General features: G+C 69.2%; 14 protein-coding genes and 3 rRNA genes. 13 read left to right on the forward strand and 4 right to left on the reverse strand.

The window, feature by feature from the left end; all coding sequences use genetic code 11:
• Positions 1 to 4: 4 nt before the first annotated feature.
• A complete protein-coding gene (locus tag BOQ63_RS27690; RefSeq protein ID WP_078938877.1) occupies positions 5 to 1,726 on the forward strand; it encodes a DUF5719 family protein in 1,722 nt (573 codons plus the stop codon).
• Between the two features lie 51 nt (positions 1,727 to 1,777).
• On the opposite strand, the gene BOQ63_RS27695 is transcribed toward BOQ63_RS27690, so the two are convergent.
• Entirely contained in the window at positions 1,778 to 2,230 is a 453-nt protein-coding gene (locus tag BOQ63_RS27695) for a metallopeptidase family protein (protein ID WP_030289945.1), read from the reverse strand.
• A 242-nt stretch (positions 2,231 to 2,472) separates the two neighbouring features.
• Here BOQ63_RS27695 and BOQ63_RS27700 point away from each other — a divergent pair, with 242 nt between their 5' ends.
• The 6 genes from BOQ63_RS27700 to ahcY all read left to right on the forward strand — a co-directional run bounded on the left by BOQ63_RS27700 (position 2,473) and on the right by ahcY (position 8,982).
• Positions 2,473 to 2,838 (forward strand): DUF3499 domain-containing protein, encoded by a 366-nt coding sequence (locus BOQ63_RS27700; protein ID WP_030289946.1) that lies wholly within the window; start codon positions 2,473 to 2,475, stop codon positions 2,836 to 2,838.
• A gap of 159 nt (positions 2,839 to 2,997) precedes the next feature.
• Positions 2,998 to 4,383 carry a phosphomannomutase/phosphoglucomutase gene (locus BOQ63_RS27705; RefSeq protein ID WP_030289947.1) on the forward strand — a complete coding sequence of 462 codons (1,386 nt, stop codon included), beginning with the start codon at positions 2,998 to 3,000 and terminating at the stop codon, positions 4,381 to 4,383.
• Positions 4,384 to 4,525: 142 nt separating this feature from the next.
• Positions 4,526 to 4,708, forward strand: a complete 183-nt coding sequence (locus BOQ63_RS27710) for a Trm112 family protein (RefSeq protein ID WP_030289948.1) — start codon at positions 4,526 to 4,528, stop codon at positions 4,706 to 4,708.
• An 84-nt stretch (positions 4,709 to 4,792) separates the two neighbouring features.
• A complete protein-coding gene (locus BOQ63_RS27715; RefSeq protein WP_030289949.1) occupies positions 4,793 to 6,037 on the forward strand; it encodes an SIS domain-containing protein in 1,245 nt (414 codons plus the stop codon).
• 179 nt (positions 6,038 to 6,216) lie between these two features.
• Positions 6,217 to 7,194 carry a cation diffusion facilitator family transporter gene (locus tag BOQ63_RS27720; RefSeq protein WP_030289951.1) on the forward strand — a complete coding sequence of 326 codons (978 nt, stop codon included), beginning with the start codon at positions 6,217 to 6,219 and terminating at the stop codon, positions 7,192 to 7,194.
• A gap of 339 nt (positions 7,195 to 7,533) precedes the next feature.
• Complete coding sequence (gene ahcY / locus BOQ63_RS27725; RefSeq protein ID WP_030289952.1) at positions 7,534 to 8,982, forward strand: adenosylhomocysteinase; 1,449 nt, start codon at positions 7,534 to 7,536, stop codon at positions 8,980 to 8,982.
• Positions 8,983 to 9,048: 66 nt separating this feature from the next.
• Here ahcY and BOQ63_RS27730 read toward each other — a convergent pair whose 3' ends face one another.
• Together BOQ63_RS27730 and BOQ63_RS27735 are read right to left on the reverse strand one after the other, a co-directional pair.
• A complete protein-coding gene (locus tag BOQ63_RS27730; protein ID WP_030289953.1) occupies positions 9,049 to 10,116 on the reverse strand; it encodes a hypothetical protein in 1,068 nt (355 codons plus the stop codon).
• Positions 10,113 to 10,625: a SigE family RNA polymerase sigma factor gene (locus tag BOQ63_RS27735; RefSeq protein ID WP_030289954.1), complete on the reverse strand. Its 513-nt coding sequence runs from the start codon at positions 10,623 to 10,625 to the stop codon at positions 10,113 to 10,115. Before BOQ63_RS27735 ends, BOQ63_RS27730 begins: the two co-directional genes overlap by 4 nt.
• A 110-nt stretch (positions 10,626 to 10,735) precedes the next feature.
• Between BOQ63_RS27735 and BOQ63_RS27740 the strand changes: the two genes are divergently transcribed.
• A complete protein-coding gene (locus BOQ63_RS27740) occupies positions 10,736 to 11,365 on the forward strand; it encodes a hypothetical protein (protein WP_030289955.1) in 630 nt (209 codons plus the stop codon).
• 53 nt (positions 11,366 to 11,418) lie between these two features.
• On the opposite strand, the gene BOQ63_RS27745 is transcribed toward BOQ63_RS27740, so the two are convergent.
• The gene (locus BOQ63_RS27745) at positions 11,419 to 12,384 is read right to left on the reverse strand and encodes an RDD family protein (RefSeq protein ID WP_030289956.1); all 966 of its coding nucleotides are present in this window, start codon (positions 12,382 to 12,384) and stop codon (positions 11,419 to 11,421) included.
• Between the two features lie 241 nt (positions 12,385 to 12,625).
• Here BOQ63_RS27745 and BOQ63_RS27750 point away from each other — a divergent pair, with 241 nt between their 5' ends.
• The 5 genes from BOQ63_RS27750 (at position 12,626) to BOQ63_RS27770 (ending at position 19,927) form a co-directional block, all read left to right on the forward strand.
• The gene (locus BOQ63_RS27750; RefSeq protein WP_072655148.1) at positions 12,626 to 13,630 is read left to right on the forward strand and encodes a stage II sporulation protein M; all 1,005 of its coding nucleotides are present in this window, start codon (positions 12,626 to 12,628) and stop codon (positions 13,628 to 13,630) included.
• 573 nt (positions 13,631 to 14,203) lie between these two features.
• A 16S ribosomal RNA gene (locus BOQ63_RS27755) occupies positions 14,204 to 15,720 on the forward strand.
• A gap of 271 nt (positions 15,721 to 15,991) precedes the next feature.
• A 23S ribosomal RNA gene (locus BOQ63_RS27760) occupies positions 15,992 to 19,111 on the forward strand.
• Between the two features lie 86 nt (positions 19,112 to 19,197).
• Positions 19,198 to 19,314 (forward strand): 5S ribosomal RNA (gene rrf / locus BOQ63_RS27765).
• The 16S, 23S and 5S rRNA genes sit together here, the layout of an rRNA operon.
• 193 nt (positions 19,315 to 19,507) lie before the next feature.
• Positions 19,508 to 19,927, forward strand: coding sequence for a YciI family protein (locus tag BOQ63_RS27770; RefSeq protein WP_030283918.1), 420 nt, complete (start codon positions 19,508 to 19,510; stop codon positions 19,925 to 19,927).
• Positions 19,928 to 19,931 lie beyond the last annotated feature (4 nt).

Genomic DNA, 19,931 nt, shown 5'->3' on the forward strand with positions numbered 1-19,931 from the left:
CGCGATGAAGAAGCCCGCATTCAGGAAGAAGTCCGGCGCCGGGCCCGAGGAGCCCTTCGAGCCCGCGGCCGTCGAGCCGACCGGGGCCGGGGAGACCACCCGCCCGGCGGTCGGGCCGCCCGGCCGCTCCGCCGGGAAGACCACCCAGTCCCTGCTGGCCGCGGCCGTGGTGCTGGCGGCGGTCCTCGGGATCGCCGAGGCGCGCCCGCCGGCGAGCCCGGCCAAGGCGGACGCCGCCGGCGCCCCCAGCACCGCCCAGGTCGAGCGCACTGCGGCGGTCTGCCCGCAGCCGCTCCAGGGCCTGACCGGCTCGACCACGCTCACCGCCTACACCCCGCCCGGCACCGGCTCCGCCACCGGCGGCGCGGGCTGGCTCACCGACCAGTCCGCCCCCGCAGTCCCGCCGACTGCGGCCCCCTCGGCCCCGGCCTCCGCGGCGCCGAGCGGGTCGCCCAGCGGGTCGCCCGGTGCGACCCCGAGCGGCTCGGCGACCCCGGCACCGGACAAGAACGCCGCGCCCGCCGACGCCAAGCTGACCCTCACCAAGCCCGGCACCCCGGCCACCGGCCCGGCCACCAACGGTGACGCCGCGCCCGGCACCGGGGCCGTCGCCACCGGCGCGCTCGCCCCCGGCTTCACCGTCACCCAGACCACCGTGGTCACCGAGCAGCGCGGTCTGGGCCTGTCCGGCCTCACCTGCACCCCGGAGAACACCAGCTTCTGGTTCGCCGGGGCCAGCACGGCCGGCGACCGGGTCGACTACCTCAGCCTGGTCAACCCCGAGTCCTCCGCCGCCGTGGTCGACATCCAGCTGTACGGCGACAAGGGCCTGATCGACAACGACGCCGCCAACGGCATCACCGTGGCCCCCGGCAGCTCGCAGTCCGTCCTGCTGTCGACGCTCAGCAAGGGCGCCGTCACCGACCTCGCCGTGCACGTGGTGGTGCGCTCCGGGCGGGTCGGTGCCGCGCTGCACGCCGCCGACGGCGCCAAGGGCGCCGACTGGATCCCCGCCTCGGCCGACCCGGCCCCCACCCAGGTGCTGCCCGGCCTGCCCGCCGACACCTCCGCGGCCCGCCTGGTGGTCTGGGCGCCGACGGACGACGACGCCGACCTGAAGATCCAGCTCTCCGGCAAGAACGGCTGGTTCACCCCGGCCGGAAACGAGTCGATCCACGTCAAGGCGGGCATGGTGGCCGCCGTCGACCTCGGCAAGGTCACCCGGGACGAGGTCGCCGGCCTGCGGCTGTCGCCCAGCGACGACAAGCACGCCGTCCCGGTCGTGGCGGGCCTGCGGATCGACCGCACCGGCGGCAACGGCAAGAGCGACGCGGCCTGGCTCACCGGCAGCAACCCGATCGGCGCGCGCGCCACCGTCGCCGACAACCGGGCCGGCGCCTCCACGCTGTTCCTGACCTCCACCGGCGACGCCGCCACCGTCAAGGTCACCGCTTCGGCCGGCAGCGGCGGCGGCACCCCGGCGACCAAGGAGGTCCAGCTCCCGGCCGGGGGCACGGTCGCGATCCCGGCGCCCGAGCCCGCCGGGCTGAACGGGGTCTTCGCGCTCACCGTGGAGACCGAGTCCGGCGGCCCGGTGGTCGGCGCCCGGATGCTCTCCATCCCCAACAAGGACGTGCCGATGTTCACCGTCCAGGCGCTGCGCGACGACCACAGCACCGTCCAGGTGCCGCAGGCCGCCCAGGACCCGGGCGTCGTGCTGCGCTGACCGCGCGTCCCGGGGCCTGCGGTCGGCAGGCCCCGGGACGCCGGCGGAAGATCAGTCCTCGTCGTAGCGCGGGTCGATCGCGTCCGGGGACAGCCCCAGCAGCTCGGCCACCTGCTCGATCAGGATCTCGTGCACCAGCGCCGCCCGGTCCTCCCGGGTCTTCGCCCGGATCTCCACCGGCCGCCGGTACACCACGATCTGGCTCTTGCGGCCCTTCTCGCCCGGCGACACCCGGCCCAGCGGCACGCCGTCCTCGGAGTCGGCGCCGTCCGCCTCGTGCAGCGGCACCTCCTGCACGGCGAACTCCACCTCGATCAGCTGCGGCCACCGCCGCTCCAGCCGCTCCACCGACTCGCGCACGTAGTCGTCGAACAGTTCGGAGCGGGTGAGCGAGATCGGCACCTGGGGCGGCGCCAGCGGGCCGCGCAGCCCTCTGCCGTGCCGGTCGCGGTGCCGGGGGCGGCGCGAGGGGCCTGTCGATGACTGCGGTGCGGAGCTGTCCATATCACTGCCGAGAGTAGTCCTTGACGGGTCGGAAGTGGACCACTCCGACGGGGGAATCGCCGGGGCGGCGGCGCGTGCCCGAACGGCCGGAGCGAGCGGGACGGCAGGAGCCGCACGGCGCGCCGAGAGCGCCCCCGGACCCCGCGGGGGCGCCCGCGCGGGCGCGCGGACCGCGACACGGGCACCCCCGCCGGGCAGGCGGTCTTCGCTCCCCGGCGGGGAGTGCGGTACCGTCCACCCTCGTGAGCTCTGTACGTCGTTGTTCGCGGACCGCGTGCGGCCGACCGGCCGTCGCGACGCTGACGTACGTCTACGCGGACTCCACCGCCGTACTGGGCCCGCTCGCCACCTACGCCGAGCCGCACTGCTACGACCTGTGCGCCGAGCACGCCGAGCGGCTCACCGCGCCGCGCGGCTGGGAGGTCGTCCGGCTCGCCGCCGAGGCCGGGCCGCTGCGCCGCAGCAGCGACGACCTGGAGGCCCTCGCCAACGCCGTCCGCGAGGCCGCCCGCCCGCAGACCCCCCGTCAGGGCCGGGGCCCCGAGGGCGAGTCCACCGAGGGCGGCCGCCGCGGCCACCTCCGGGTGCTGCGCTCGCCCGACAACTGAGCCCCCGGCCGGCCCCCGCCCGGGGACCCCCGAGGCCCTCACCCGGCACGATGCGTTCCTCCGGCCCGGGTACGCTGCCCGTCTGACCTCACCTCGCCCCGTCGAACGAACGGGCGGGTGGCCGACGTATCGATCAGACAGAACCAGGGTGGAGCCGCAGTGCGCGACCTCAAGCAGCTCGTGAAGGCGTACGACGTCCGAGGTGTCGTCCCGGACCAGTGGGACGAGAGCCTGTCCCGGGCCTTCGGCGCCGCGTTCGTGCAGGTCACCGGCGCGTCCGCGATCGTGGTCGGCCACGACATGCGGCCCTCCTCCCCATCGCTCAGCCGGGCCTTCGCCGAGGGCGCGGCGGCCTACGGCGCCGACGTCGTACAGATCGGCCTCTGCTCGACCGACCAGCTCTACTACGCCAGCGGCAAGCTCGACCTGCCCGGCGCGATGTTCACCGCCAGCCACAACCCGGCCCAGTACAACGGCATCAAGCTCTGCCGGGCCGGCGCCGCCCCGGTCGGCCAGGACACCGGCCTGTCCGAGATCCGCGAGCTGGTCGAGTCCTGGACCGCCGAGGACGACACCGTCACCGTCCCGGCCCGCGACGTGGAGCCCGGCGCGCTCTCCGAGCAGGACACCCTGCGCGGCTACGCCGACCACCTGCTGGGCCTGGTCGACCTCACCTCGATCCGCCCGCTGAAGGTCGCCGTGGACGCCGGCAACGGCATGGGCGGCCACACCGTCCCGACCGTCTTCGACGGCCTGCCGATCGAGCTCGTCCCGATGTACTTCGAGCTGGACGGCACCTTCCCCAACCACGAGGCCAACCCGCTCGACCCCAAGAACCTGGTCGACCTCCAGGCCAAGGTCCGCGAGGTCGGCGCCGACGTCGGCCTGGCCTTCGACGGCGACGCCGACCGCTGCTTCGTCGTCGACGAGCGCGGCGAGCCGGTCTCCCCGTCCGCGATCACCGCCCTGGTCGCCGCCCGCGAGATCGCCCGCGCCCAGGCCGCCGGCGAGACCGAGCCGACGATCATCCACAACCTGATCACCTCCTGGACCGTCCCCGAGGTGGTCCGCGAACTCGGCGCCACCCCGGTGCGCACCCGGGTCGGCCACTCCTTCATCAAGCAGGAGATGGCCGTCACCGACGCAGTCTTCGGCGGCGAGCACTCCGCGCACTACTACTTCCGCGACTTCTGGCGCGCCGACACCGGCATGCTGGCCGCGCTGCACGTGCTGGCCGCGCTCGGCGGGCAGGAGCGCACCCTGTCCGAGCTGACCGCCGAGTACGACCGCTACGCCGCCTCCGGCGAGATCAACAGCACCGTCGCCGACCAGGCCGCCAGCACCGCCGCCGTCCGCGCCGCCTACGCCGGTCTGGAGGGCACCACCGTGGACGAGCTGGACGGCCTCACCGTGGCCGGCCCGGACTGGTGGTTCAACCTGCGCGCCTCCAACACCGAGCCGCTGCTGCGCCTCAACGTCGAGGCCAAGGACCCGGCGCGGATGGCCGAACTGCGCGACGGCGTGCTGGCCGTCGTGCGCGGCTGAGCCCCGCCGCCGCCCGGGGCTGAGCCCCGCCGCCGCCCGCGCTCCGGCGGAACGCGCCTGACCGAAGCACGCGGTGCCCCGGCCGGTAGGGTTGCCTATCGGCCGGGGCACCTCCGTGCCACACCGAACTTTGGAGAGCCCCATGAAGCTCGAATCCTTCCTGCTGGAGATCCTGGTCTGCCCGCAGTGCCGGGCCGCGCTCACCGAGGGCGGCACCGAGGAGCAGCCCGAGCTGGTCTGCACCGGCGCGGACTGCGGCCTCGCGTACCCGGTCCGCGAGGGCATTCCGGTCCTCCTGGTGGACGAGGCCCGCCGCCCGGCCTGATCCTGTTGGGGCGTGTCGGACACGCCCCCGGGGCGACAGCCCCACCCGCGCCCGCCGACCACAGGACAGCCGGAGGCCCGCCGCATGCTCGACGACACCCTGCTCGACGACCCGGCCGCCCTCCAGCGCGCCGACCACGACCGCGCCCTGCTGGCCCTGGCCGGCGCCGGTGCCAGGGTCCGCACCGCGCTGCGGCAGGCCGACACGGCCGGCCTCGACCGGCTGCGCCCGGACGGCCGCCCGCGTGCCGTCCTGGTCGCCGGGCACGGCAGTGCCCTGACGGCGGCCGAGATCCTCGCCGTGCTCGCCGGCTCCGCCACCCTGGTCGCCCCGCTGCCGCCGACCGAGGCCGCCGCCCCGCGCGCCGACCGGGCCGGTGCCCCGCCCGCGTTCACCGCCGGCCTCGGCTGGCAGCTGCCCGGCTGGGCCGGTCCCCTCGACCTGCTGGTGGTCAGCTCCGCCGACGGCGGCGAGCAGGGTCTGATCAGCCTCGCCGAGCAGGCGTACGCGCGCGGCTGCGCCATCGTCGTCACCGCCCCGGCCGGCAGCCCGCTGGCCGGGGCCGCGCTGCAGGTGCGCGCGCTGCCGTTGCCGTACGTCGCCGCGGTGCTGCCCGACGAGGGGGCGCCCGCGGTGCCGGCCGCCGAGCCGGACCTGCCGGCCGAGGACCCGGCCGCGCTGTGGTCCCACCTGACGCCGCTGCTGGCGCTCGCCCAGAAGCTCGGCCTCACCCAGCTGCCGTACGACGCGCTGCCGGCCGTCGCCGACCTGCTGGACGCCACCGCCGTGCGCTGCCGCCCGGACGCCGCCGCGTACACCAACCCGGCGAAGGGGCTGGCCGCCCGGCTGGCCGGGACGGTCCCGCTGTTGTGGGCCGAGGGCCCGGTCGCCGCCGCGGCCGCCGCCCGGTTCGCCGCCCAGCTGGCCGACCGGGCCGGCCGCCCGGCGCTGGCCGGGTCGCTGCCCCAGGCACTCACCGCCCACCGCGGCATGTTCACCGGCCAGTGGGGCGCCGGCGCGGACCCGGACGACTTCTTCCGAGACCGCGTCGAGGAGCCCGACCCGCTGCACCTCCAGGTCCTGCTGCTGCGCCACGTCCCCGGTACGGGCCCCGCCGAGGAGCAGGACGGCCCCGCGGAGGTGACCGAGGACGACCCGCGGCCGCGCAGCTTCGGCGTCACCCGGGCGCACCGGCTGGCGGCCGCCCACGAGGTGCGGCTGACCGAGTACGCGAGCACCCTCCCGGAGCAGCTGCACGCGCTGGCCGACCTGATCGCGCTGACCGACTTCGCCGCCGTCTACCTGGGGCTCGCCGCCGCGCAGTCCTGAGCGCGCTGCCGCTAGGTTGGGGCGCGTGAGCGAGCGGAGTGAGCGAGCCGTTGGTGGGTGCGTGTGGGCGAATGCCCCTGCCGAGCGGAGCGAGGTGGGCGCGTGAGCGAGCGGAGTGAGCGAGCCGTTGGTGGGTGCGTGTGGGCGAATGCCCCTGCCGAGCGGAGCGAGGTGGGCGCATGAGTACTGAGGGCGGGACGAGGGCACTGGTGGCGGCGCTGTCCGCGAACCTGGCGATCGCGGCGGCGAAGTTCGCCGCCTTCGGCTTCACCGGCTCCTCCTCGATGCTGGCCGAGGGCGTGCACTCGGTGGCCGACTCCGGCAACCAGGTGCTGCTGCTGATCGGCGGCAGGCGGGCGCGCCGGGCGGCGGACGAGGAGCACCCGTTCGGGTACGGGCGCGAGCGCTACATCTACGGCTTTCTGGTGGCGATCGTGCTGTTCAGCGTCGGAGGGCTGTTCGCGGTCTACGAGGGCTGGCACAAGGTCAACCACCCCGAGGCGCTGGAGTCCTGGGGCTGGGCGGTGGGCGTGCTGCTCTTCGCCGTCGCGATGGAGGGCTGGTCCTTCCTCACTGCGGTGCGCGAGTCCGCCAAGGCCAAGGGCGGCCAGGGCTGGGTGCAGTACATCCGCACCGCCAAGGCGCCGGAGCTGCCGGTGGTGCTGCTGGAGGACACCGGCGCCCTGATCGGCCTGGTGCTGGCGCTGCTCGGCGTCTCGCTCACCGTGGTCACCGGCAACGGCGTCTGGGACGGCGTCGGCACCCTGTGCATCGGCGTGCTGCTGGTGCTGATCGCGGTGGTGCTCGCGCTGGAGACCAAGTCGCTGCTGCTCGGGGAGTCCGCCGACAGGGAGTCGGTGCGGCGGATCCGTGCCGCACTGGTGGACGGCGAGGCCGTCACCGGGGTGATCCACATGCGCACCCTGCACCTCGGGCCGGAGGAGCTGCTGGTGGCCGCCAAGATCGCCGTCAACGCGGAGGACAGCGCGGCCCGGGTGGCGCTGGCCATCGACGCGGCCGAGGAGCGGGTCCGGGCGGCCGTCCCGATCGCCCGGGCGATCTACCTGGAACCGGACGTCTACAGCGCCGAGAAGGCCGCCGCGGGCGAGGACCCGGCCGCCACCCCGGGCGGCCCGGGGCCTGCCGCTGCGCACTGACGCACCGTGCGCGCGGTGCCCTCGGGCCGGGGCCGAGCGGCGGTCGGACCGGCGACCGAAATCGGTCATCCACGGACGGCCGACGGGGCCGCCGGTGTAGATTCGTCACCAGAGCCAGAACGTCGCTGCTGATGGCGGTCGATCGGCGGTCCGTGCCCCCGGGGTGTGCGCCGGTCGAGGGAGAGAGGTCCTCCGACGGTTTGTGCTGCGCAGCGGGGAACCGGTCCGTACCACCGGACCAGGTCGCCCCGGCGTAGCCGTGCACCCGGACGGCCCGCCATGCGCAACGCACATCCGGACCTTGGCTTCGCCCCACCCCCATCAGCGAGGAGCAGACGCATGTCGACCGACATCACCGGTGACTTCAAGGTCGCCGACCTTTCCCTGGCGCCGTTCGGCCGCAAGGAGATCCAGCTGGCCGAGCACGAGATGCCCGGCCTGATGGCCATCCGCGCCGAGTACGCCGCGTCGCAGCCGCTGGCCGGTGCCCGGATCACCGGCTCGCTGCACATGACCATCCAGACCGCCGTGCTGATCGAGACCCTGACGGCGCTCGGCGCCGAGGTCCGCTGGTGCTCCTGCAACATCTTCTCCACCCAGGACCACGCGGCCGCCGCGATCGCGGTCGGCCCGGAGGGCACCCCGGAGAACCCGCAGGGCGTGCCGGTCTTCGCCTGGAAGGGCGAGACCCTGGAGGAGTACTGGTGGTGCACCGAGCAGGCGCTGACCTGGCCTGACGGCAAGACCCCGAACATGATCCTGGACGACGGCGGTGACGCCACCCTGCTGATCCACAAGGGCGTCGAGTTCGAGAAGGCCGGTGCCGCTCCGGACCCGTCCACCGCGGACAACGACGAGTTCCGGATCATCCTGGAGCTGCTCAACCGCACCCTCAAGGACACCCCGAACAAGTGGACCGAGGTCGCCGCCACCATCAAGGGCGTGACCGAGGAGACCACCACCGGTGTCCACCGCCTGTACGAGATGCACCGTGACGGCCAGCTGCTGTTCCCGGCGATCAACGTCAACGACTCGGTCACCAAGTCGAAGTTCGACAACAAGTACGGCTGCCGCCACTCGCTCATCGACGGCATCAACCGTGCCACCGACGTCCTGATCGGCGGCAAGGTCGCCGTCGTCTGCGGCTACGGCGACGTCGGCAAGGGCTGCGCCGAGTCGCTGCGCGGCCAGGGCGCCCGCGTCATCGTCACCGAGATCGACCCGATCTGCGCGCTCCAGGCGGCGATGGACGGCTACCAGGTCGCCACCCTGGACGACGTCGTCGAGATCGCCGACATCTTCATCACGACCACGGGCAACAAGGACATCATCATGGCCTCGCACATGGCCCGGATGAAGCACCAGGCCATCGTGGGCAACATCGGCCACTTCGACAACGAGATCGACATGGCCGGCCTGGCCAAGCTCGACGGCATCGTGAAGACCGAGATCAAGCCGCAGGTCCACGAGTGGCGCAAGGCCGACGGCCGCACCATCATCGTCCTCTCCGAGGGCCGCCTGCTGAACCTGGGCAACGCGACCGGCCACCCGTCCTTCGTGATGTCCAACTCCTTCGCGAACCAGACGATCGCCCAGATCGAGCTGTTCACGAAGACCGAGCAGTACCCGATCGGCGTCTACGTGCTCCCGAAGCACCTGGACGAGAAGGTCGCCCGCCTGCACCTGGACGCGCTGGGCGTGAAGCTGACCACCCTGACCCAGGAGCAGGCCGACTACATCGGCGTTCCGGTCGAGGGCCCGTACAAGTCGGAGCAGTACCGCTACTGATGCGGTGACGCTGCAACGCCGGTGGCCGGCACCCCCCGTGGGTGCCGGCCACCGGCGCGTCCTGGCTCAGCGGATGACGTCGGTGGTCCAGCTGCCCGGGTCCGGGCCGAGCGCCGTGGTGTGGGCGAGCATCCAGGGAAGGCCGCCGAGCTGCTCCAGGGTGGCCGGCATGCCGGCCCCGGAGGCGATGGACACCTCCACCCCGTTCTGCACGGCGACCAGCGGCGGGTTGGGGTCCGTGTACGGGGAGCCGTCCGTGCCGGTGAAGGTGGCGTGCGGCCCGTTCGGTCGCATGTTGACCGAGACGTTCTTGCCGTCGAGCTGGAACATCACCCACAGGCTCCAGGCACCCACCCCGTCCGTGTCCGGCACCGACAGCTGGACGTCGGTGGCCTTGAAAGCCTCCGGCAGTCCGGTGAACCGGACGGGCAGCGGGACGTTCCAGTGACCGAACCTGACGTCCCCGGCGGCCTTGTGCAGCACCTCCTCGGTGACGTCCCCGGGCTTGCCGCCGTAGCCGGTGATCTCCGCCCAGCGCCCCGAGGCGGTCAGCCAGCGCAGCGTGGGCTCGGACGAGCCGGACCCGCGCTGGGGAACCACCCAGTAGGCCGTCCGTCCGTCGATCGGCTCGGCGTCCACCTTGGTCAGCGGGGAACCGCCCGTGGTCATCGGGGGCTGCTCGCCGACCGGGTACTGCGAGAGCAGGATGCGCGGCGCGTTCTCGCCGGTGCCGCGGGCCTCGGCATGGATGCCGTGGTAGCCGGTCTCGTAGCCGATGCCCCGCTCGCCGCCGGCCCAGTCGGGCAGCCAGCCGAAGTGGACCTCGGTGGTCAGCGGGTCGAAGCCGGTGGGCGTCGGGGTCGCGGACGGCGAGGCGGACGGCGAGGGGGACACGGTGGAGCCGACCGGCGGGGCCGGGACGGCGGAGCCGCCTGCGGGCGCCAGCAGCGACGTCACCGTGATCACCGCGGCGGTGGCGACGGCGACGGCGCCGACCACGGCGAGCCGACGGCGGCGCAGCCGGGTGGTGCCCTCGGCGACGGAGCGGCCGGCGTCGATCCGCGGCGGCGGCGCGGGCCCGTCGGCGACGGCCGTCAACCGGGCGGTCAGGTCGTCGTGATCCTTGGTGGTCATGGCGTCCTCTCGGCGGCGGTGGGACGGGGGGCGAGGGTGCCGCGCAGCGCTTCCAGGGCACGGGAGCTCTGGCTCTTGACGTTGCCGGAGGAGCAGCCGAGGGTTTCGGCGGCCTGCTCGATCGACAGGTCGCAGTAGTACCGCAGCACCACGGTGGCCCGCTGCCGGGGCGGGAGGGCCGCGAGGGCCCGGCGCAGGTCGAGGGAGGCGTCCAGGTCAACGTCACCGGCCACCCCTTCCGGGCCGGCCTCGGAGCGGAGGGTACGGCGCCACCACGGGGAGCGCTGCTCCGCCAGGAAGGTGTTCACCAGCACCCGGCGGGCGTAGCCGTCCCGGTTCTCCATCCGCGAGGCCCGCGCCCAGTTCACGTACAGCTTGGTGATCGTCTCCTGGACCAGGTCGTCGGCCCGGTGCCAGTCCCCGCAGAGCAGATAGGCGACCTTCCGCAGCCAGCCGCTCCTGGAGGCCACGTACACCGTGAACTCCTCGTCGCGTGTCTGCTTCGCCATCCGCACCCCCTCTCGTCGTGGCGGCGGCACCGGTCCGGTGCCGTCCACACCCCTAATGCGCGCACCACCGGGGAAAGTTGCACGGGAGCCCCGCGCGTAGGCTTTTGGGCATGCCCAACGGTCGGTACTCGCTCCACGACACCCATGACCACGTGCTGCTCGGCGAGGAGCGGTTCAGCTGCGCGCCCGGGGCGGCCGGGTGGAGGTACGTCTCCAAGACCTACGCGCCGGACGGCCGGGTGATCGGCAGTGTCGACCTGACGCTGGACTCGCGCGCCCGTCCGTTGCGGATGGAGCTGCGGGCCGGTGGCTGGCAGGTGCGAGGCGGCGCGGTGGACGGGGTCGCCTGGGTCCGTACCGACGCGGCGGACCCGGGCGGCGAGCACGCGACGGAGGGGCACGACCGGGCGCACGGCTTCACCGGGAGCTCGCCGGCCTTCCTGGTCGCCACCGCCCGGATGCTGCGGCTGCGGGAGGGGGCGAGCGCGCGGGTGCGGCTGGTGGCGTTCACCGAGCCGGTGTTGGCGCCGCGCACCTTCGACCAGGGGTGGCTGCTGGAGGGGGTGGACACCCACGAGACCGACTCGGGGCCGCTGGTGGTCGAGCGGTACCAGGTGGCGGACCTGGAGACGGGGGAGCAGCAGGTGGTGCACCTGGCGGGGGACGTGGTGCTGGCGGCGGCGGGGATCGAGCTGGAGGAGCTGGCGTCGCCGCCGAACGCCTGGGCGGCGGGGGAGTAAGGGGAGCAGAAGCGCGGGGCCTCGGGCGGGTGGGGCCTCAGGCGGGCCGAGACTCAGGCGGGTGGGGCGAAGCCGGTACCGGGGGCGGGCGGCGTGGGCTGCGCGGGCGCGGCGGGCTTCGTGAAGGACGGGGCGGCGGGAGCGGGTGCGGGTACGGGCGCTGCGGGGACGCCGAGGACGCGGTGCGGTCGGCCGTCGGGCGTGGCCACCGGGTGCGGGGCGGGCGTCTGGACGGGGACCGCCGCTGCCGCGAACTGCTGGTGGGCGCGCATCCACTCCCGGCGCTGGCGCTCGGTGATCACCGCCCCCAGGTAGGCGGCCGGGTGCAGGCCCTGCGGCACCGGGTTCCCGGTTCGGGCGGCCAGGTCCCCGGCCAGTCCGGTGGACATCCGGAACGTCACGCTCGGATCCAACTGGCCGATGCGGCCCAGCAGTTGGCGGGTTGCGAGCCATAGCGGCTCGGGCACCGCCGACAGGTCCATCGCGACCAGCTCGCGGCCCATGGCGTGCAGCAGCTGCGGGTGCACCGGCGGCAGCGGGCTGGCGGGGCCGCCCACACCAGGGGTGCGCTCGCGGATCACCACCGTCCCGGCGAAGATGTCGCCGAGCCGCTTGCCGTCCGGGTTCAGCGCGGAGGTGATCACGGCCGGGGCGCCGGTTATCGCGATCACCTCGAAGAAGCCGACCAGTCCGCGCACCAGCGAATGCCGGAACCGCACCGGCCCGCCGTCGGTGCGCACGACCCGCAGACCGAGTGCGGCCTTGCCGAGCGAGCGCCCGTGGGTGAGGGTCTCGACCATCACCGGCAGGGCGACCAGGAAGAACACCGTCATGCCGAGCATCGTGGCCGTGAGCGCCGCGCTGTCGAGGTCCGCCAGGGCGACGCTCATCACCAGCGTGCAGATGAACAGGGCGGCGAACTCGACGAGCAGGTCGAGCACGATCGCCAGCGCCCTGCTCGGAAGCTTCGCCGTCTGCAGGTCGAGGACGACCGCCTCACCCGTCACCAGGTCGCTCAAGACACCTGTCCGTTCACGCTCACGCGGGACGGGGGAGCGCGGTTGGATCGGCCCCCACTGCCCGCTCTCCACAGTCTGATCCGCAGCCGCAAACATACGGCGCCCGATGGTCGCTCGGGAAGTGAGATCCCGGCGGCCGAACCGGGGGCGGCTCCTGGCATGCTGGGCCCGCACGTGTCCGTACGTACCTGCCCGACCGCGCACGCGCGCCTCGCGCCATCGCCGACCATGGAGCCGCCGAATGGACCTGGACGTCTTCGTCGCCACCCACCAGGGGGAGTGGGCCCGGCTGGACGCCCTCGCCCGTAGGCCCCGGCTCAGCGGCGAGGAGGCCGACGAGCTGGTCACCCTCTACCAGCGCGCCACCGGCCACCTCGCCAAGGTCCAGGCCGCCGCGCCGGACCCGGCGCTGATCGGCAGGCTGACCGGTCTGGTCTCGCGGGCCCGCAGCGCGGTGACCGGAGCCCGGACCAACGGCTGGCAGGACGTCGCCCGCTACTACACGGTGAGCTTCCCGGCCGCTCTCTACCGCGCCCGCCGCTGGTGGGCGCCGGTGGCGGCCGTCTCGATGGCCGCCACCGTGCTGCTCGCCTGGTGGATGGCGACCCACCCCGAGGTCCGCAACAGCCTCGTCACCCCCGACGACCTGCGGGAGATGACCCGCCCCGGCGGCCAGTACGAGGCCTACTACTCGGACCGGCCGGCCAGCTCCTTCGCCGCCCAGGTCTGGACGAACAACGCCTGGATCGCCGTGCAGTGCCTGCTGTACGGCATCGCGCTGGGCATTCCGGTGCTCCTGGTGATGTGGACCAACGTGGTCAACCTCGGTGTGGGCATCGGTCTGATGGCCTCCGCCGGACGGCTCGACGTCTTCCTCGGCCTGCTCATTCCGCACGGGCTGCTGGAGCTGACCGCGGTGTTCGTGGCGGGCGGCCTCGGCCTGCGGCTCGGCTGGACCGTCATCGACCCCGGTCCGCGCACGCGCACGGTGGCGCTGGCGGAACAGGGCCGCTCGATCATCGGGATGTCGATCGGCCTGGCGACGGTGCTGGCGGTCTCCGGAGTGCTCGAAGCCTTCGTGACGCCGTCCGGCCTGCCGACCTGGGCCCGCATTTCGATCGGTGTACTGGCCGAGGTGGCCTTCCTCCTGTACGCCCTGGTGCTCGGCCGAAAGGCCGCGCAGGGCGGAGAGGTCGGCGATGTGGACGCGGCCGACCGGGCGGACCTGCAGCCCGTCGCGGCCTGAGCCGATGTGATCAACAGGCCCCTGACCTGCTAGTCTTCTCGCATCCCGGCCAAACCATTGACGTGGTGAGGGTGGGCTAGTAGGTTTGAACGGTTGGGACTGACTGGACAACGGTCGGTCCCGGGCGCTAGTGTCTACGACACCGCCGAATCGAGGCGAGCGCGTTTTACGAAATGCGCACCCTCCGATAAAGCGAAACCCCCGGACTGAGCACACCGGAAGCCCTGATAAGCTTCCGAGCGAAGTTCGAAGGAAATCCCACCAGCGGGAATCGGATGAATGAAACTCCGGAAAACGGAGCGGAAAACATCTGATAAGCTGGAAACACGAAAGAACGAAGCGCCCGGAGGGCCCGCTGGAAGGCGGTCCGAAGGAAGCGTCCGTTCCTTGAGAACTCAACAGCGTGCCAAAAGTCAACGCCAGATATGTTGACATCCCCGGCCTCGATCGTCTGATCGGGGTTGGAGATTCCTTTTGAAACAAACACTAGCGAGGACGCAGTGCGCGGGATCACCCTATTCCGGTGGTTGCCGTGCCGCTCAACGCGGGTGTGGACCCGATTACGGGTAAACATTCACGGAGAGTTTGATCCTGGCTCAGGACGAACGCTGGCGGCGTGCTTAACACATGCAAGTCGAACGGTGAAGCCCTTCGGGGTGGATCAGTGGCGAACGGGTGAGTAACACGTGGGCAATCTGCCCTGCACTCTGGGACAAGCCCTGGAAACGGGGTCTAATACCGGATACGACCTTCCTCCGCATGGGGGTTGGTGGAAAGCTCCGGCGGTGCAGGATGAGCCCGCGGCCTATCAGCTTGTTGGTGGGGTAATGGCCTACCAAGGCGACGACGGGTAGCCGGCCTGAGAGGGCGACCGGCCACACTGGGACTGAGACACGGCCCAGACTCCTACGGGAGGCAGCAGTGGGGAATATTGCACAATGGGCGAAAGCCTGATGCAGCGACGCCGCGTGAGGGATGACGGCCTTCGGGTTGTAAACCTCTTTCAGCAGGGAAGAAGCGCAAGTGACGGTACCTGCAGAAGAAGCACCGGCTAACTACGTGCCAGCAGCCGCGGTAATACGTAGGGTGCGAGCGTTGTCCGGAATTATTGGGCGTAAAGAGCTCGTAGGCGGCCTGTCGCGTCGGATGTGAAAGCCCGGGGCTTAACCCCGGGTCTGCATTCGATACGGGCAGGCTAGAGTGTGGTAGGGGAGATCGGAATTCCTGGTGTAGCGGTGAAATGCGCAGATATCAGGAGGAACACCGGTGGCGAAGGCGGATCTCTGGGCCATTACTGACGCTGAGGAGCGAAAGCGTGGGGAGCGAACAGGATTAGATACCCTGGTAGTCCACGCCGTAAACGTTGGGAACTAGGTGTTGGCGACATTCCACGTCGTCGGTGCCGCAGCTAACGCATTAAGTTCCCCGCCTGGGGAGTACGGCCGCAAGGCTAAAACTCAAAGGAATTGACGGGGGCCCGCACAAGCAGCGGAGCATGTGGCTTAATTCGACGCAACGCGAAGAACCTTACCAAGGCTTGACATATGCCGGAAACATCCAGAGATGGGTGCCCCCTTGTGGTCGGTATACAGGTGGTGCATGGTTGTCGTCAGCTCGTGTCGTGAGATGTTGGGTTAAGTCCCGCAACGAGCGCAACCCTTGTTCTGTGTTGCCAGCGAGTAATGTCGGGGACTCACAGGAGACTGCCGGGGTCAACTCGGAGGAAGGTGGGGACGACGTCAAATCATCATGCCCCTTATGTCTTGGGCTGCACACGTGCTACAATGGTCGGTACAAAGGGCTGCGATGCCGTGAGGCGGAGCGAATCCCAAAAAGCCGGCCTCAGTTCGGATTGGGGTCTGCAACTCGACCCCATGAAGTTGGAGTTGCTAGTAATCGCAGATCAGCATGCTGCGGTGAATACGTTCCCGGGCCTTGTACACACCGCCCGTCACGTCACGAAAGTCGGTAACACCCGAAGCCGGTGGCCTAACCCGTAAGGGATGGAGCCGTCGAAGGTGGGACCAGCGATTGGGACGAAGTCGTAACAAGGTAGCCGTACCGGAAGGTGCGGCTGGATCACCTCCTTTCTAAGGAGCACATGGCCGCTTGCAGGCGAATGTTCTGCACGGTTGCTCATGGGTGGAACGTTGACTATTCGGCACAGGAAGAGACCAGGGGCTAGTACTGCTTCGGCGTGGAACGCGTTCTGGGATTGGCTGTGTCGGGCACGTTGTTGGGTCCTGAGGGAACGGAAGTTGCCTCAAGGATGCCGGCCTCACTTGAGATGGTCCTTCGGGATCGTTGAGGGTGTGTGACTGGTCGTTGTTTGAGAACTGCACAGTGGACGCGAGCATCTGTGGCCAAGTTTTTAAGGGCGCACGGTGGATGCCTTGGCACCAGGAACCGATGAAGGACGTGGGAGGCCGCGATAGGCCCCGGGGAGCTGTCAACCGAGCTTTGATCCGGGGGTGTCCGAATGGGGAAACCCGGCAGTCGTCATGGGCTGTCACCCGCTGCTGAACACATAGGCAGTGTGGAGGGAACGCGGGGAAGTGAAACATCTCAGTACCCGCAGGAAGAGAAAACAACCGTGATTCCGGGAGTAGTGGCGAGCGAAACTGGATGAGGCTAAACCTTGAGCGTGTGAGACCCGGCAGGGGTTGCGCTCGGGGGGTCGTGGGTTTTTTCTTGATCGGTCTGCCGGCCGGTCGGCGAGTCAGAAACCGTATGGGTAGTCGAAGGACATGCGAAAGGTCCGGCGTAGAGGGTAAGACCCCCGTAGACGAAATCTGTACGGCTCGCTTGAAGAACACCCAAGTAGCACGGGGCCCGAGAAATCCCGTGTGAATCTGGCGGGACCACCCGCTAAGCCTAAATATTCCCTGGTGACCGATAGCGGATAGTACCGTGAGGGAATGGTGAAAAGTACCGCGGGAGCGGAGTGAAATAGTACCTGAAACCGTGTGCCTACAAGCCGTGGGAGCGTCGTCAGTCGGTTTACCGGCTGGCCGTGACTGCGTGCCTTTTGAAGAATGAGCCTGCGAGTTTGCGGTGTGTAGCGAGGTTAACCCGTGTGGGGTAGCCGTAGCGAAAGCGAGTCCGAATAGGGCGTTTCAGTTGCATGCCCAAGACCCGAAGCGGAGTGATCTAGCCATGGGCAGGTTGAAGCGCGGGTAAGACCGTGTGGAGGACCGAACCCACCAGGGTTGAAAACCTGGGGGATGACCTGTGGTTAGGGGTGAAAGGCCAATCAAACTCCGTGATAGCTGGTTCTCCCCGAAATGCATTTAGGTGCAGCGTCACGTGTTTCTTGCCGGAGGTAGAGCACTGGATAGGCGATGGGCCTTACCGGGTTACTGACCTTAGCCAAACTCCGAATGCCGGTAAGTGAGAGCGTGGCAGTGAGACTGTGGGGGATAAGCTCCATGGTCGAGAGGGAAACAGCCCAGAACACCGACTAAGGTCCCTAAGCGTGTGCTAAGTGGGAAAGGATGTGGAGTCGCAGAGACAACCAGGAGGTTGGCTTAGAAGCAGCCACCCTTGAAAGAGTGCGTAATAGCTCACTGGTCAAGTGATTCCGCGCCGACAATGTAGCGGGGCTCAAGCACACCACCGAAGTCGTGTCATTGCAGCTATAGGGCCAACGCCTGCTGTGATGGGTAGGGGAGCGTCGTGTGCCGGGTGAAGCGGCCGAGGAATCGAGTCGTGGACGGTATACGAGTGAGAATGCAGGCATGAGTAGCGATACAAGAGTGGGAAACTCTTGCGCCGATTGACCAAGGGTTCCTGGGTCAAGCTGATCTGCCCAGGGTAAGTCGGGACCTAAGGCGAGGCCGACAGGCGTAGTCGATGGACAACGGGTTGATATTCCCGTACCCGCTTTGAAGCGCCAACGCTGAACCTTCTGATGCTAAGCCCGTGAAGCCGTCCCGGAGCCTTCGGGCAAAGGGAAGTGGTGGAGCCGGTGGCCCAACGGGGTAGTAGGTGAGCGATGGGGTGACGCAGGAAGGTAGTCCAGCCCGGGCGGTGGTTGTCCCGGGGTAAGGGTGTAGGACGTGGGGTAGGCAAATCCGCCTCACATATAGTCTGAGACCTGATGCCGAGCCGATTGTGGTGAAGTGGATGATCCTATGCTGTCGAGAAAAGCCTCTAGCGAGTTTCATGGCGGCCCGTACCCCAAACCGACTCAGGTGGTCAGGTAGAGAATACCGAGGCGTTCGGGTGAACTATGGTTAAGGAACTCGGCAAAATGCCCCCGTAACTTCGGGAGAAGGGGGGCCATTCCTGGTGACGGGCCTTGCGCCTTGAGCTGGGGGTGGCCGCAGAGACCAGCGAGAAGCGACTGTTTACTAAAAACACAGGTCCGTGCGAAGCCGTAAGGCGATGTATACGGACTGACGCCTGCCCGGTGCTGGAACGTTAAGGGGACCGGTTAGCTCCACTTCGGTGGGGCGAAGCTGAGAACTTAAGCGCCAGTAAACGGCGGTGGTAACTATAACCATCCTAAGGTAGCGAAATTCCTTGTCGGGTAAGTTCCGACCTGCACGAATGGCGTAACGACTTCTCGACTGTCTCAACCATAGGCCCGGTGAAATTGCATTACGAGTAAAGATGCTCGTTTCGCGCAGCAGGACGGAAAGACCCCGGGACCTTTACTATAGCTTGATATTGGTGTTCGGTTCGGCTTGTGTAGGATAGGTGGGAGACTGTGAAGCAGCAACGCCAGTTGTTGTGGAGTCGCCGTTGAAATACCACTCTGGTCGTGCTGGATGTCTAACCTGGGTCCGTGATCCGGATCAGGGACAGTGTCTGGTGGGTAGTTTAACTGGGGCGGTTGCCTCCTAAAGGGTAACGGAGGCGCCCAAAGGTTCCCTCAGCCTGGTTGGCAATCAGGTGTTGAGTGTAAGTGCACAAGGGAGCTTGACTGTGAGACTGACGGGTCGAGCAGGTACGAAAGTAGGGACTAGTGATCCGGCGGTGGCTTGTGGAAGCGCCGTCGCTCAACGGATAAAAGGTACCCCGGGGATAACAGGCTGATCTTCCCCAAGAGTCCATATCGACGGGATGGTTTGGCACCTCGATGTCGGCTCGTCGCATCCTGGGGCTGGAGTAGGTCCCAAGGGTTGGGCTGTTCGCCCATTAAAGCGGTACGCGAGCTGGGTTTAGAACGTCGTGAGACAGTTCGGTCCCTATCCGCTGTGCGCGTAGGAGTGTTGAGAAGGGCTGTCCCTAGTACGAGAGGACCGGGACGGACGAACCTCTGGTGTGCCAGTTGTTCTGCCAAGGGCATGGCTGGTTGGCTACGTTCGGGAGGGATAACCGCTGAAAGCATCTAAGCGGGAAGCCTGCTTCGAGATGAGCACTCCCACCTCCTTGAGAGGGTAAGGCTCCCAGTAGACGACTGGGTTGATAGGCCGGATATGGAAGCCCTGTGAGGGGTGGAGTTGACCGGTACTAATAGGCCGAGGGCTTGTCCTCAGTTGCTCGCGTCCACTGTGTTGTTCTGAAACAACGACCCCGACCCCGTAAGACGTGGGTTGGTGCGGTTGACAGTTTCATAGTGTTTCGGTGGTCATAGCGTGAGGGAAACGCCCGGTTACATTCCGAACCCGGAAGCTAAGCCTCACAGCGCCGATGGTACTGCAGGGGGGACCCTGTGGGAGAGTAGGACGCCGCCGAACAATCATTCAGAAAAGCCCCTGATCCTTTGGATCAGGGGCTTTTCGCATTTCCGAGGCAGGGAGGTCGGCCGTGGCCACGGCCACCGCCGCTGCCGGAAAGAATCTTGGTCACTCGTGTCGAGAACCCGTGGCCGGCTCCGTCCCCGGGGTGGACGCGGCCACAATGGGTCGCATCAGCACCGAGGAGAAGACGATGGCCAAGTACCTGCTGCTCAAGCACTACCGAGGCGCTCCGACCGCGGTCAACTGCGTGCCGATGGACCAGTGGACGCCGGAGGAGGTCACGGCGCACATCACGTACATGCAGGACTTCGCCGCCCGGCTGGAGAAGACCGGCGAGTACGTCGACGGCCAGGCGCTTGCGCCGGAGGGGACGTGGGTCCGGTACGACGGTGAGGGCCGTCCGCCGGTGACCGACGGTCCGTTCGCCGAGACCAAGGACCTCATCGCCGGCTGGATGGTGATCGACGTCGACAGCTACGAGCGCGCCGTCGAACTGGCCGGGGAGCTGTCGGCCGCTCCCGGTGCCGGGGGGAAGCCGATCCACGAGTGGCTGGAACTGCGCCCGTTCCTGGGGATGCCGTCGACCACCACGGAGTGCCATCTCCGATGACGGA

The organism is Streptomyces viridifaciens (assembly GCF_001888885.2).
Classification (GTDB): Bacteria; Actinomycetota; Actinomycetes; order Streptomycetales; family Streptomycetaceae; genus Kitasatospora; species Kitasatospora aureofaciens.

Coding starts and splice junctions, on each gene's coding strand:
- BOQ63_RS27750 (WP_072655148.1), top strand. CDS start 12,626: ATGGACCTGGACGTCTTCGTCGCCACCCACCAGGGGGAGTGGGCCCGG.
- BOQ63_RS27740 (WP_030289955.1), top strand. CDS start 10,736: ATGCCCAACGGTCGGTACTCGCTCCACGACACCCATGACCACGTGCTG.
- BOQ63_RS27710 (WP_030289948.1), top strand. CDS start 4,526: ATGAAGCTCGAATCCTTCCTGCTGGAGATCCTGGTCTGCCCGCAGTGC.
- BOQ63_RS27770 (WP_030283918.1), top strand. CDS start 19,508: ATGGCCAAGTACCTGCTGCTCAAGCACTACCGAGGCGCTCCGACCGCG.
- BOQ63_RS27720 (WP_030289951.1), top strand. CDS start 6,217: ATGAGTACTGAGGGCGGGACGAGGGCACTGGTGGCGGCGCTGTCCGCG.
- BOQ63_RS27690 (WP_078938877.1), top strand. CDS start 5: ATGAAGAAGCCCGCATTCAGGAAGAAGTCCGGCGCCGGGCCCGAGGAG.
- BOQ63_RS27695 (WP_030289945.1), bottom strand. CDS start 2,230: ATGGACAGCTCCGCACCGCAGTCATCGACAGGCCCCTCGCGCCGCCCC.
- BOQ63_RS27735 (WP_030289954.1), bottom strand. CDS start 10,625: ATGGCGAAGCAGACACGCGACGAGGAGTTCACGGTGTACGTGGCCTCC.
- BOQ63_RS27715 (WP_030289949.1), top strand. CDS start 4,793: ATGCTCGACGACACCCTGCTCGACGACCCGGCCGCCCTCCAGCGCGCC.
- ahcY (WP_030289952.1), top strand. CDS start 7,534: ATGTCGACCGACATCACCGGTGACTTCAAGGTCGCCGACCTTTCCCTG.
- BOQ63_RS27730 (WP_030289953.1), bottom strand. CDS start 10,116: ATGACCACCAAGGATCACGACGACCTGACCGCCCGGTTGACGGCCGTC.